The organism is Stenotrophomonas sp. YJH_SMC_58, from assembly GCF_059369635.1.
The window spans coordinates 475,275-488,625 of the sequence record NZ_JCAFSW010000001.1 but is presented as its reverse complement, the minus strand read 5'-3'; the positions used below and the strand labels follow the sequence as shown (position 1 = coordinate 488,625).

6 protein-coding genes are annotated in these 13,351 nt (G+C 67.4%); 2 read left to right on the top strand and 4 right to left on the bottom strand.

Annotation, left to right across the window (positions count from 1 at the left end):
• Positions 1-302: 302 nt before the first annotated feature.
• A complete protein-coding gene (locus AC5P68_RS02085; RefSeq protein WP_227843772.1) occupies positions 303-2,945 on the bottom strand; it encodes a hybrid sensor histidine kinase/response regulator in 2,643 nt (880 codons plus the stop codon).
• Positions 2,946-3,011: 66 nt separating this feature from the next.
• Positions 3,012-4,181, bottom strand: a complete 1,170-nt coding sequence (locus AC5P68_RS02080) for an OprO/OprP family phosphate-selective porin (protein WP_005414426.1) — start codon at positions 4,179-4,181, stop codon at positions 3,012-3,014.
• A 332-nt stretch (positions 4,182-4,513) separates the two neighbouring features.
• Between AC5P68_RS02080 and AC5P68_RS02075 the strand changes: the two genes are divergently transcribed.
• Together AC5P68_RS02075 and AC5P68_RS02070 are read left to right on the top strand one after the other, a co-directional pair.
• Positions 4,514-5,857, top strand: a complete 1,344-nt coding sequence (locus AC5P68_RS02075; protein WP_005410972.1) for a dicarboxylate/amino acid:cation symporter — start codon at positions 4,514-4,516, stop codon at positions 5,855-5,857.
• Between the two features lie 230 nt (positions 5,858-6,087).
• Positions 6,088-8,379, top strand: a complete 2,292-nt coding sequence (locus AC5P68_RS02070; RefSeq protein ID WP_005410971.1) for an NADP-dependent malic enzyme — start codon at positions 6,088-6,090, stop codon at positions 8,377-8,379.
• A gap of 549 nt (positions 8,380-8,928) precedes the next feature.
• Here AC5P68_RS02070 and AC5P68_RS02065 read toward each other — a convergent pair.
• Together AC5P68_RS02065 and AC5P68_RS02060 are read right to left on the bottom strand one after the other, a co-directional pair.
• Positions 8,929-9,672, bottom strand: a complete 744-nt coding sequence (locus AC5P68_RS02065; RefSeq protein WP_049432935.1) for a basic secretory protein-like protein — start codon at positions 9,670-9,672, stop codon at positions 8,929-8,931.
• A complete protein-coding gene (locus tag AC5P68_RS02060; RefSeq protein WP_495216703.1) occupies positions 9,669-13,013 on the bottom strand; it encodes a GH92 family glycosyl hydrolase in 3,345 nt (1,114 codons plus the stop codon). The genes AC5P68_RS02065 and AC5P68_RS02060 overlap by 4 nt, the downstream gene beginning before the upstream one ends.
• Between the last annotated feature and the right edge of the window lie 338 nt (positions 13,014-13,351).

The window sequence follows — 13,351 nt, the reverse complement described above, 5'->3', positions numbered from 1 at the left end:
GAGCCGAGCCCACGCTCGGCTGCTTTCCGGCCCGTCCGTGAGGCCGAGCATGGGCTCGGCTCTACACGAGCAAGCGCAGCGCGCGACCCGCTTTTGATCTTTTTTCTTCTCCGAGGGTGGACGCGCACGGAACGTGTCCGTGGCCGGGCAGATGGGCTGCACAGGGGCGTGAGCCGCATGGATGCGGCGACCGAGCTTACAGGGACGTACTTGCAGCGGCCCCTGTGCAGCCCATCTGCCCGGCCCCACCGATGAACTGCTTTGTGCGACCACCCACGAGGGGCTGCGCCGTTGGCTGGAAACTACCCGCGATGGCGGATCAACAACTGGCTCATCAACGCCCGCAGCGCCGGCGGCTTCACCGGCTTGGCCATCATTCCCCAGCCGCGCTCGGCGGCCATCTCACGCAATCCCGCATCGCGCTCGGCGGTAACCAGCACCACCGGCGGACGGGCCTGCCACAACTCGGCCAGCGTCTCGTACAGCACCGGCCCGTGGTGATCGCCCATGCGCACATCCAGCAGCACCAGCTCCGGCACCGCGCCTGTTGCCGCCAGCTGCAGCGCCGCCTGCGGGCCGTCGGCCAGCGCCACCTCGCAGCCCCAGCGCTCCAGCAGCGCGCGGCTGGCGGCGCAGACGTGCGGATCGTCGTCGATCACCCACACCCGGCGACCGCGCAGCGGATTGTCCGCGGCCGGTTCCTGCACCAGCACCGGCACAGGAGCAGTAGCGGGAATCGCGCTGGCTTCGCCGAACGGCACGCCCACCGCGAACACGCTGCCCTGGCCCAGCTGCGAGCGCAGGCGGATGGGGTGGCCGAGCAGCCGACCGATGCGGTCGACGATCGCCAGGCCAAGGCCGGCGCCGCGCTGCTGGCCGTCGTGCAGGCGGCGGAACTCCTCGAAGATTTCGCCCTGCAGCGCATCGGGAATGCCGGGGCCCTGGTCGTGAACTTCGATCCACAGCAGGCCTTCGCGGCGACGGCAGCCGAGCAGCACGCGGCCACGTTCGCTGTAGCGCAGTGCGTTGGACAGGAAGTTCTGCAGGATGCGGCGCAGCAGCGCTTCATCGCTGACCACCACCGCAGCGGTATCGACCCAGTCGACCGCCAGCCCGCGTGACTGCGCGGCGATGCCGAACTCGCGTGCCAGCGTCTGCAGCAAAGGCCCGAGCCGGAACGCCTGTACGCGCGTGGGCAGGCTGCCCGATTCCAGGCGCGCGATATCCAGCAGGCTGTTGAGGATCGCATCCTGCGCGGCCAATGCAGCATCGATGTGGTCGCTGGTCTGTTGCTGCGCCGGGTCACTCAGCTTGCCGCGCAGCACCGAGACGAACATGCGCGCCGCGTTGAGGGGCTGCAGCAGGTCGTGCACGGCCGAGGCAACGAAACGGGTCTTGTAGCGGTTGGCCTGCTCGGCTTCGCGGCGTGCTTCTTCCAGATCATGGGTGCGCTCGGCGATGCGGTGCTCCAGCGCATCGGCCAGCGAGCGAAGTTCGCGCGCGGCGTTCTTGTAGCTGGTGATGTCGGCATAGCTGGTGACGAAGCCGCCGTCAGGCAGCGGATTGCCACGGATCTCCAGCACCGTGCCGTCGTCCTTCTCGCTCTCGCGCATGTGCGGGCGGCCGCTGCGCAGGTGGTTCAGGCGGCGCTCGATTGCTTCATCGACCGGGCCCGGACCGAGCAGGCCACGGCGTGCGTTGAAGCGGAACAGTTCCTCGATCGGCCGGCCGACGCGAACCAGGTCCTGTGGGAAACGGAACAGTTCCAGGTAGCGCGAGTTCCACGCGACCAGGCGCAGTTCGCGGTCGATCACCACTACGCCCTGCGGCAGGTGTTCGAGGCTGCGGCTGAGTCCGCTGTCGGCGTCGGTGGCCGCCTGCAGCAGGCCATCCTGTGCGGTGCGCAGTTCCTGTGCGTGCTGCTTGAGCAGGGTTTCCAGTTCGCGGCGGCTTCGCAGGCGATGCTTGGCCAGGCGTCGGCGCTGCTGCACGAACAGCACCAGGAAGCCCAGCGCCAGCCACGCGGCACCGCCGGTGAGGGCGGCCGCGCGACCGGCGGCGGTGGCGGCGCTGGCGTCGTGCAGCAGATGCAGGTTCCAGCCTTCGGCGGGCAGCGGCAGGCTTTGCCACAGCATCGGCTGCGGCAGTGCGGGATCGAGCAGGCGCACCATGCGGCCACCATCGGCAAGCACGTCTTCAGTACGCGCGCGCAATGGCTGCAGCGCGCGGTCGGCGTATTGGCGGGCGTCCAGCATTTCGCGGCGCTCATCGGCGCCCAGCGGGCGCAGCAGGCGGTAGCGCCAGCTGTCACGGTTGGCCAGGAACACCACGTCATGGTCGTCGCTGGCCAGCACCACGTCCGGGCTGCTCAACCATTCCTGCTCCAGCGCCGACAGCTCGACCTTGATCACCACCACGCCGAGCCGCTTGCCGTCTTCCTCGATGGCCTGCGACAGGTAGTAGCCGGGTACGCCGGTGGTCATGCCGATGCCGTAGAAGCGGCCGCGGCCCTGCGCCAGTGCCTGCCGGTAGTAGGGGCGGTAGCTGTAGTTCTCGCCGACGTTGCTGGTCGGCTGGTCCCAGTTGCTGGCTGCCACTGCCACCCCGTCGTGGCCGACCAGGGTCAGGGTCGAGGCACGGGTGACTTCATTGGCGCGTTGCAGCTTGAGGTTCAGCCGCTGCTGTTCGGTGGGCGAGGGCGGCACACGCAGGGCGTGCAGCAGATCCGGATCCAGCGCCAGTACCTGCGGCAACGTGCCGAAGCGGTCGATGCGCTGCTGCAGGCCCTGGCCGTACAGCTGCAGCTGGCGTTGCACCTGGCTGCTTTCCTCGCCGAGGGCGCGCCGCCAGGCGTAGTGGCCGGCGGCGACCGCGCACAGCACGGTGCCACCGACCATCACCAGGATGGTCAGCAACAGCATCCGGTGGCGGCTGAGCCAGTACATGGCGGCAGTCTACGCAGGGCCGGCGGGCGTGGCGTGCACGCCCGCCGGGATCTGACGTGGAAGGGGTCAGAAGTGCATCTGCGCGCGCAGCTCGAAGATCTCCGGCGTGCTGTGCACACCGCGACGGCTGGCGTCGACCTTCACGTAGTTGGCCTGGAATTTGAAGTGGCTGGTCAGGTACCAGTTCGCGCCCAGGGTCAGGTCGTGCTGGCGGCCACCAAGGATGCTGCCATCGTCCAGGTCCATGCGGCTGTAACGGGCCACCAGTTCCACCGCGCCGTAGTCGTGCGCCGGCTTGATGTTGGCCACGGCACCTGCGTTGTACGGGCGCGACTCGCCGGTCAGCACCCAGCTGGCCATCGCATACTGGCCGCTGCCGGTGTAGTCGGGCTTGCCGTCATGGCGGGTGACCGTGGCGCGCAGGGCTTCGGCCTGCAGCGAGAACGGGCCGCGGATCCAGATGCCTTCCAGGCCGGTGCGGCGGATCTGGTCGGCGGTGACCAGGGCGCCGGAATCGACGTAGCGGATGTCGGTCAGGCCGGCTTCCGGGCGTGCGCGAAGGCGCGCGCTGGCCTCGTGGTGCACGTCACGGCCATCGCTGTAACCGCGCGGATTTTCCTGCGAGTAGGCCAGGCCCAGGTGGATCACGTCACCGGGCGCCTTCACCGGGGTCCACACCGCACGTACTGCCTGGGTGGTGCCGGGGTTGTCACCCTGCAGGTCCTTGCCGCCATAGGCGCCGGCCTGCAGCAGGTACTGCGGGCGCTCCAGCACCCATTCCACGCCGGTGCGGCGGCCTTCGTAGAAGGCCTGCACGGGCAGTGCGGTTTCCAGGAAGCTGCCGGCACGCGAAGAGGTGTTCGCATCAAGGCCGACCGGCGTCTTCATGTAGCCGAAGCGGAAGCGACCGATGTCGCGACCGAAGAAGGCCTTGCTCTCGAAGCGCACGAACACGTCCAGCCAGGTATCGGACTGGAAGTCGTAGTAGACCATCGCGTCGTAGACGCCCTTCTTCTTCAGCGTCGCACCGAACTCCTTGCGGCGCACGGCGTCGTCGTCCTCCAGGCCGCTGCCCGAGGAGAAATCGTTGTAGTCGTAGGCGATGTTGGCGGTAGCGGCCAACTCGGTGCCGTCGCCGAAGGCGTACTTGGTCGGCCAGTTGTCGAAATCGGCAGCCGAAGCGAAGGCGGGAAGCGCGGCCAGCGACAGGGCCAGCAAGGTGGGAATCGGGCGCATGTTGGGTGCGGCTCTCTCAGATTGCGTGTGGACAGGACAACAACGGCCGCAGGGGCCGAAACTTTCGCAATGACGCGCCCGGCCGTTCAGCACGGGCCACCGGCCTCCCCAGGATCGGGCGGTGCGGCGCCAGTGTAGGCATCGCCGCCACCTGAACCGGGGGGCTAGTACCAATAGGTTATCTGCGCCGGCGTGCCCGGCGCGTACAAAGGCGTCCATTGGTCGCACCTCCTGCGCATGCAGCACAGGGCCTGCGATCAGTTTCCACGGTAACGGTTCCCGTGCTGTCCCGGGGCCGTACGTGCCTGAAAACGCCCCTTCCGGAGTCCGCCATGCACATCCCGACCGCAGCCCCGGCGCCTGCAAAGCCGTTGCCGATCTATCGCCAGCTGTATTTCCAGGTGATCGTGGCGATCGTCCTGGGCGCCATCCTCGGCCACTACGAACCGCTGATCGGCGAGAAGATGAAGCCGCTCGGCGATGCCTTCATCAACCTGGTGAAGATGATCATCGCGCCGGTGATCTTCCTCACCATCGTCACCGGCATCGCCAGCATGACCCACCTGCGCACGGTGGGCCGGGTGTTCGCCAAGGCGATGGCGTACTTCCTGTTCTTCTCCACGCTGGCACTGATCGTGGGCATGATCGTGGCGCACGTGGTACAGCCCGGCGCCGGCATGAACATCAACCCGGCCGAGCTGGACCAGACCGCGGTGCACAGCTACGTCGAGAAGTCGCACGACCTGACCCTGGTCGGTTTCCTGATGGACATCATTCCGAAGACGCTGGTGAGCGCCTTCGTCGACGGCAACATCCTGCAGGTGCTGTTCATCGCGGTGCTGTTCGGCATCGCGCTGGCCTCGGTGGGCGAGAAGGGCAAGCCGATCCTGAACTTCCTGGAGGCGCTGGTCGCTCCGGTGTTCAAGCTGGTGCACATCCTGATGAAGGCCGCCCCGATCGGTGCCTTCGGCGCCATCGCCTTCACCATCGGCAAATACGGCGTCGGTTCGCTGGTCAACCTGGCGTGGCTGGTGGGCTCGTTCTACCTCACCGCGTTCCTGTTCGTGGCGGTGATCCTCGGTGTGGTCTGCCGACTGTGCGGCTTCTCGGTGTTCAAGCTGGCGCGCTACCTGAAGGCCGAGCTGCTGCTGGTGCTGGGCACTTCCTCGTCGGAGTCGGCGCTGCCGTCGCTGATGGAGAAGATGGAACGCGCCGGTTGCAGCAAGTCGGTGGTGGGCCTGGTGGTCCCGACCGGCTACTCGTTCAACCTGGACGGCACCAACATCTACATGACCCTGGCGGCACTGTTCATTGCCCAGGCCACCAACACCGAACTGACCCTGGGCCACCAGATCGCCCTGCTGCTGGTTGCCATGCTCAGCTCCAAGGGGGCGGCCGGCGTCACCGGTGCCGGCTTCATCACCCTGGCCGCCACCCTTGCCGTGGTGCCGGAGGTACCGGTGGCCGGCATGGCGCTGATCCTGGGCGTGGACCGTTTCATGAGCGAATGCCGCTCGCTGACCAACTTCATCGGCAATGCGGTGGCCACCGTGGTGGTTTCGCGCTGGGAAGGCGCGCTGGACCGCAACCGCCTGCAGCTGGCGCTGGATGGCCGCGAAAGCGAGCTGCCGCCGCCGGTGGACGCACTGCCCGAAGCGCTGCCGGCCAAGGGCTGACCCAGGTGTGTGGTACCGCGGGGCCGATCACGACAGTGGTACGGCCCCGCGGCGTTTCAGGGCGTCCCATGGCTGTCATCGGGGGCGCCGATGCTGGCATCCCAGTACCGTCGCATACGGCACGGAATTGTGCAGTCGCAGCATGCCTGCGACAGGATAGCGACAGGTCCAGACGCTCCAACGGGGGTATCATCCCCTGTCCCTTCTGCCCATTCATGTAACCCACATCGATGTCCAACGAAGATTTCAAACAGGCCGCCCTCGATTACCACCGGATGTCCCCGCCGGGAAAGATCAAGGTTTCCGCTACCAAGCCCATGCTGACCCAGCGCGACCTGTCGCTGGCGTATTCGCCGGGCGTGGCGTACGCCTGTGAAGCGATCAAGGCCGACCCGCAGCAGGCCAGCGAGCTGACCGCCCGCGGCAACCTGGTGGCGGTGATCTCCAACGGCACCGCGGTGCTGGGCCTGGGCAACATCGGCGCGCTGGCCGGCAAGCCGGTGATGGAAGGCAAGGGCGTGCTGTTCCAGAAGTTCGCCGGCATCGATGTATTCGACATCGAAGTGGATGAAACCGACCCGGACAAGCTGGTCGACATCATCGCCTCGCTGGAGCCGACCTTCGGCGGCATCAACCTGGAAGACATCAAGGCGCCGGAATGCTTCGTGGTCGAGCGCAAGCTGCGCGAGCGCATGAAGATCCCGGTGTTCCATGACGACCAGCACGGCACGGCGATCATCGTCGGCGCGGCGGTGCTCAACGCCATGGCGATCACCGGCAAGAAGATCGAGGACGTGAAGCTGGCGACCACGGGCATGGGCGCAGCCGGCATTTCCTGCGTGAACATGCTGGTGCAGCTGGGCCTGAAGCCGGAAAACATCCTGGCCTTCGACCGCGAGGGCGTGATCCACACCGGTCGTACCGACCTGGATCCGGAAAAGCAGCGCTATGCGCGCGACACCGACAAGCGCACCCTGGCCGAGATCGTCGACGGCGCGGACATCTTCCTGGGCCTGTCGGCACCCGGCATCCTGACCGCCGACATGGTCAAGACCATGGCGCCGGATCCGGTGATCTTCGCGCTGGCCAACCCGACCCCGGAAATCATGCCGGAGGTGGCGCGCGCCGCGCGTCCGGACGCGATCATCGGCACCGGCCGTTCGGACTACCCGAATCAGGTCAACAACGTGCTGTGCTTCCCGTACCTGTTCCGTGGTGCGCTGGACGTGGGCGCCACCGCGATCAACGAGGAAATGAAGATCGCCTGCGTGCGTGCCATCGCCGCGCTGGCCCGTCGTGCCGCCACCGACATGGGCTCGGCCTACGGTGGCGAGACGCCGAGCTTCGGCCGTGAATACCTGATCCCGCGCCCGTTCGACCGCCGCCTGCTGGTGGAGCTGTCGGCCGCCGTGGCCCAGGCCGCGATGGACTCGGGCGTGGCCTCGCGCCCGATCGAGGACATGGGCGCCTACCGTGACAAGCTGGCCCAGTTCGTCTACCGCACCAGCCTGATGATGAAGCCGGTCTACGACCGCGCGCGCAGCGACAAGCAGCGCGTGGTGTACGCCGAGGGCGAAGAGGAAGTGGTGCTGCAGGCGGTGCAGAACGTGGTCGACGACGGCCTGGCGCACCCGATCCTGATCGGCCGCCCGGAAGTGATCGAGTCGCGCATCGAGCGCCTCGGCCTGCGCCTGAAGATCGGCGAGAACGTTGAAGTCACCAACATCAACGACGACCCGCGCTTCAACGAATACTGGCAGTACTACCACGGCCTGACCGGCCGTCGTGGCGTGACCGTGGCCGCGGCGAAGAACCTGATGCGTTCGCGCCCGACCCTGATCGCGGCGGTGATGGTGGCCCGTGGCGAAGCCGATGCGATGCTGACCGGCATCGTCGGCCGCTTCCACAAGAAGCTGGGCTACGTGCGCAGCGTGCTGCCGCTGGAGCCGAAGGTCACCTCGACCTCTGCGATGACCGGCGTGATCAACCAGCAGGGCGTGTTCTTCTTCGTCGATACCCACGTGCAGGAAGACCCGACCGCCGAGCAGCTGTGCGAAGCGACCCTGCAGGCGGCCTACCGCATGAAGCTGTTCGGTATCGAGCCGAAGGTGGCGCTGCTGTCGCACTCCAACTTCGGCAGCCACGATTCCAAGGACGCGCTGAAGATGCGCCAGGTGCGCGAGCTGCTGCTCAAGCGCAACCCGCGTCTGAACGTGGACGGCGAAATGCAGGGCGACACCGCGTGGGATGAAGCGCTGCGCCAGAAGCTGCTGCCGGGCTCGACCCTGCAGGGCCGCGCCAACCTGTTCGTGCTGCCGAACCTGGAAGCGGCCAACATCGCCTACAACCTGGTGCGTGTGTTCACCGACGGCGTGGCGATCGGCCCGATCCTGATGGGCGTGAACAAGCCGGTGCACATCCTGACCACCAGCGCGACCTCGCGCAGGATCCTGAACATGACCGCCATTGCGGCGGTGGATGCGCAGATTCGCAAGCAGCTGGAAGCGGAAAAGAAGGCGTAAGCCTTCTTTCCGGCGACAGCTGCAGAAACGCGCCCTACGGGGCGCGTTTCTGTTTCCGCAAAGCGGAAACGGGTAGAGTCGACTGTTAGTCGACTGCTCTTGATTCGGACGCCGAAAATCCCGCGCGATCGCGCGATAGTCAACTAGCAGTCGACTCTACCGGTCCCGATGCCGGTCCCACCGCTGCCACACGCGCTACGCAACCCGGTCATGTCCCTGCAACGCCGTTGCGGCCCAATACGTCCACGCGGCCTGGCCGTGGGAAGGGACCGGACCGGCCTTCCCACCCTGGGCCCGACCAACTTTCCATGGGCGAGGGTGTCATGCGCAATCGAGTGACGCGGCGGTACTTCCAGCAGCTGTTCGCGCTGTACGCCGGCTTCGTGCAGTCGCGCTGAGGCGTAGACGCCAGCGAGGTAGAGTCGACCGTTGGTCGACTATCGCGCGAAGCGCGGGGTTTTCGGGGGCCGTACGAAAGGCAGTCGACCAACAGTCGACTCTACCCAGTCGACTCTACCCAGTCGCCGCAATACCCAGTTGATCGCCCAGTCAGCGCCGCTTGCCGCGGCGCGCTGGTGCCGGCGGCGGTGCATCCGAACGCGGCTTGGCGTACTGCGTCCACAGCGCCGGCAGTGCCTTGCCGGTGTGCTTCTGCCACAGCGCCGGCGTATAGCGGCCGTCGCGCAGGGCCTTGTCCAGCGCCAGCACCAGGCCGGGATACTCGGCCTCGGCCCATTTCAGGAACGCACCGGTCACCCGGTAGCCGCTGTCGAAATTCTGCTCCTTCTCGACCTTGCCCGGCAGCACCCAGCCTGCGGCGGCATTGTCCATGCCGTAGCGGTCGCGTGCGTAGTCGGCGATGCCTTCCACCAGCCAGCCCGGCACCCGTGCATCGCCGTAACCTGGATAGCCCTGCACGATGTGCATCGCCTCATGGGTGACCAGGTCGATGTCGTTCGGGTGCTGCGCCAACCAGCCTGGGTTGATGGTGATCGTCGCTGCCTGGTCCTTGTCGCCGACGAAGGCGATGCCGGTGTAGGCCGGATCGATCACAATGCGCACCATCGCCGGCGCGGCCGGGTGGAAGTCCGCGCGTTCGCGCAGGTAGGCGAAGAAGAACGTATCGATCACCCGCTTGCGCTGCGGCGCGGCCAGGGCGCCACGGGCGTCCTGGTAGTTCAGCGTCACGCCGTCGCGGGTCAGCTGCGTATCGAACGCCTGGGTCTGGCCGAAACTTGAGAAGGACAGGGCAACAAGGGCCAGAGGCAGAAGACGGTCGCGCATGCCGCTCATTGTACGGTGCCGGCAGCCAGCAGTTCGATCTCCGCCAGTGGCAGCCGTGCCGGTGCCGCCAGGCACAGGCGGTATTCGCTGTAGCGGCCGGGTCTGGCGATGCGGAACGGACGGGTCTGGCGGGCGGATTCGAAGTCTTCGCCGCTGCGCTGGTCGAGCACGGTCCAGCTGCCGCCGCCGTTGCGCGCCTCCAGCGTCCACTCACCGCCCTGGATGCGGCCGTCGCCGCTGGTGAGCGTGTACATCGTCGGCGTGCCGTCGCTCAGTCCGGTCAGCGCGATGGTTGCGCCGCCGCCCAGGCCCACGGTGGTACTCGCATCGTCATCGACCAGTGCGGGCAGGGTGCGGCCATCGGCCAGCGTCGCCTTCGCGCCGCTGCCGAGCAGGTCGTGCAGCAGCTGCGGGCGCTGGCCGCGCGCGGTCAACGAGCGCGGCACATCGTCCACGCCGCTGCCCCAGCGCGAGGGACGGGGTCCCATCACGAAGTCGAGGGTCGCGCCCTTGGCGATCAGGTCGTGTGGCACCCAGGTCTTCGTCCACGGCTTGCCGTTGATCTTCAGCGACTGCACGTAGACGTTCTCGCGCGAGTTGTTGGCCGCGTTCACGGTCAGCACCGCGCCACCCTGCAGCTCCACTCGTGCATGTTCGAAGGCCGGCGAGCCGATCACGTACTCCGGGGCGCCCATGCGCAGCGGGTACAGGCCCAGCGAGGCCAGCACGTACCATGCCGAGGTTTCGCCGTTGTCCTCATCGCCCGGATAGCCCTGGCCGATCTCGCTGCCGACGTAAAGCCGCGACAGGATCTCGCGCACGTGCTGCTGGGTCTTCCACGGCTGCCCGGCATACAGGTACATCCACGGGATGTGGTGCGCCGGCTGGTTGCTGTGCGCGTACATGCCCATGCGTACGTCGCGCGCTTCGGTCATCTCGTGGATGGTGCCGCCGTAGGAACCGGCCAGTGCCGGGTCTGCGGTTTCCGGCGTGGCGAAGAAGGTATCCAGCTTCGCCGCCAGCTTGTCGCGGCCACCGTACAGCGCGGCGAGGCCTTCGCCGTCATGGGCGGCAGTGAAGGCGAAGGTCCAGCCGTTGGATTCGGTGTAATCGTGGCCCCACACGCGCGGGTCGTAGTCCTTGGCGTCCACGCGCCAGCGGCCATCGGCCCTGCGGCCCTGGAAGAAGCCGGCGGCAGGGTCGAACATCGTCGCGTAGCTGGCAGCGCGGTGGCGGAAGTAGTCGGCTTCGGTGCTGTAGCGCTCGCGTGCGGCGGGTGCGGTCGCGCGCTTGGCCAGCGCATCGGCCATGTTGGCGATGCCGAAGTCATTGAGTGCGCCTTCCATCGTCCACGACATGCCCTCATGCACGTCGGCGCTGGCGTAGCCCCGGAAGGTCGAACGGTCCATGCCCTTGCGGCCGACATGGCGGTCGGGTGGTACCACGGTCGCGTTCTTCAGCGCGGCGGCGTAGGCCTCGCCCGGATCGAAGCCGCCGACGCCCTTCAGCCACGCATCGGCGAAGGCCACGTCCGAGCTGGTGCCGACCATCAGGTCCGCGTAGCCCGGCGACGACCAGCGCGCGATCCAGCCGCCAGCGCGGTACTGCTCGATGAAACCCTGCACCATCTGCCCGGCATCGTCGGGCGTGAACAGCGCGTAGGCCGGCCAGGTGGTGCGGAAGGTGTCCCAGAAGCCATTGTTGACGAACACCTTGCCATCGCGCACGGCGGCAAAGGTGCGGGTCGCGCTGCCCTCGGTGTTGTCATCGCTGGCGCTGGCCTGGTTGGCGTAGCGCCACTCCGGTGCGGCGGCGCTGCCCACGTTTTCATGGCCTGAATTCGGGTACAGGAACAGCCGGTACAGGCTGGAATACAGCGTGGTCTTCTGGTCGTCGCTGGCATCGCCGATGTCGAAGCGGGCCAGGCGTGCGTCCCATGCATCCTGCGCACGGCCGGCCACGCTCTCCAGCGTATCGGTGGCGGCGATTTCCAGCGCCAGGTTGTGTCGTGCCTGCTCCACCGAGATCAGCGAAGTGGCGATGCGCATGGTCACCCGCCGGTCGCTGCCGGCATCGAACTTGATGTAACCGGTCGGTCGGCCGGTGTCGAGGCGACCGCTGCTGCGCCAGGGTCTGTCGAAGCTGGCTGCCACGTACATGCGGCTGGCGCCGTTGGACAGGCCGCTGCGCGTGTCGGTGTAGCCGGACAGCGTCTGCGTGGCGGCGTCCAGAGTCAGGCCACCGCGGGCATCGACGTTGTCGAACAGCAGGTTGGCGTCGCCTCCCTCCGGGAAGTCAAAGCGGAACAGCGCGGCATGGTCGGTCGGCGCGATCGATGCCGCGACGCCGTTGTCGAAGCGCACGTCGTAGCGGTAAGGGCGGGCGCTTTCGTGGCTGCGGTCGAACGACAGGGCACGTTTGCGGCGGTCAGCCTCCGGCACGCCACGACTGGCCGATGGCATCACCTGGAAGGTCTGGCGGTCGCCCATCCACGGGCTGGGTTGATGGCTCAGCGCAAGCGCCTGCAGCTGCGGACGGTTCTGAGCGTCGTTCTGCTCGTTCCAGCGGTACAGCCAGTTCAGCGCACCGGCATCGGTGACCGGGGTCCAGAAGTTGAACCCGTGCGGCACCGCCGTGGCCGGGAAATTGTTGCCACGCGAGAAGGTGCCGTTGGCCTGCGTACCGCGGGTGGTCAGCACCCAGTCGGAGACGCGCGCTGGCTGCTGCCGTGGCACTGCGTCCAGGCGAACGTCATCAATCCAGCCGGAGACCGGTGCGCCGTCGGCACTGGCCACCTCCAGTTCGATCGCCACCACGCGGCGGCCCTTCAGCGCGGGCACATCGCCCAGCCGCACCGCCTTGCGCGCCCATTGCTGCGGGTACAGCGTCTTCGAGTCGCCCTGCGCGCGGGCGCCGAGGGCCACCCTATGCTGGTCACGCGCAGCGCCGGCCGAAACCCGACTGCCATCGTCCAGCAGCAGGTCCAGAGACACATAGGTCGAAGCCACGGTGTCCTTGCCGACGATCTCCGGCAGCACCAACCACGACAGGGTGGTATCGGCCTCGATGGTCACGTCCGCCTTGAACAGTTCGCGCCGCACATTGCCACCTTCACTGCTGTAGCGCAGTGCGTGCAGGCCGCTGTAGCCGACATTGCGCTTGGCGGCGTAGGGCGCCGCGGGGCCATTGCCGATCATGACCTGCAATGCGCCTGCGGCCGGTTCCGGAGCCGGCTGGCCCGGCTCGAACGAGCTCTGCAGTCCCTGTGCCAGCACCGGCATCGCGGTAGTCGCACAGGCCAGGGCCAGGGCGAGCGGAAGCAGGGCGCGGCGTGGATCGGACAGGGTCATGCAAGGGTCTCCCGGAAGGGCTGGCGGCGGGCATAACCCGCATCGGCGGACACCACGGACAGCATCGCTCCGCCCGCCGCGATGGCAGTGGAAGAGGCGATGCCGGTCCGGTGGGGGCGGGCCATGCGATCGGGTCGGATTGGGGCAGGCCGGTTCACGACCTGGCCCGATCCTGCAACAGCCGTGGCAACCTGACAAGTGCCATTTAGTTCGATCCAAATGCGGTAAATATCGTTGTCGGTGGTTTCCCGGGGTGAATCTGCAGGATCGGTCGGGAATTCCCGCCGGCACCTCATCCCGAAGTGGCACGCAAGGTCGCAGGGAATCGGCCCGGTACG

What these genes read in the sequence shown, in the direction of transcription:
- AC5P68_RS02085 (WP_227843772.1), bottom strand. Translation starts at nt 2,945, where the DNA reads ATGTACTGGCTCAGCCGCCACCGGATGCTGTTGCTGACCATCCTGGTG.
- AC5P68_RS02080 (WP_005414426.1), bottom strand. Translation starts at nt 4,181, where the DNA reads ATGCGCCCGATTCCCACCTTGCTGGCCCTGTCGCTGGCCGCGCTTCCC.
- AC5P68_RS02075 (WP_005410972.1), top strand. Translation starts at nt 4,514, where the DNA reads ATGCACATCCCGACCGCAGCCCCGGCGCCTGCAAAGCCGTTGCCGATC.
- AC5P68_RS02070 (WP_005410971.1), top strand. Translation starts at nt 6,088, where the DNA reads ATGTCCAACGAAGATTTCAAACAGGCCGCCCTCGATTACCACCGGATG.
- AC5P68_RS02065 (WP_049432935.1), bottom strand. Translation starts at nt 9,672, where the DNA reads ATGAGCGGCATGCGCGACCGTCTTCTGCCTCTGGCCCTTGTTGCCCTG.
- AC5P68_RS02060 (WP_495216703.1), bottom strand. Translation starts at nt 13,013, where the DNA reads ATGACCCTGTCCGATCCACGCCGCGCCCTGCTTCCGCTCGCCCTGGCC.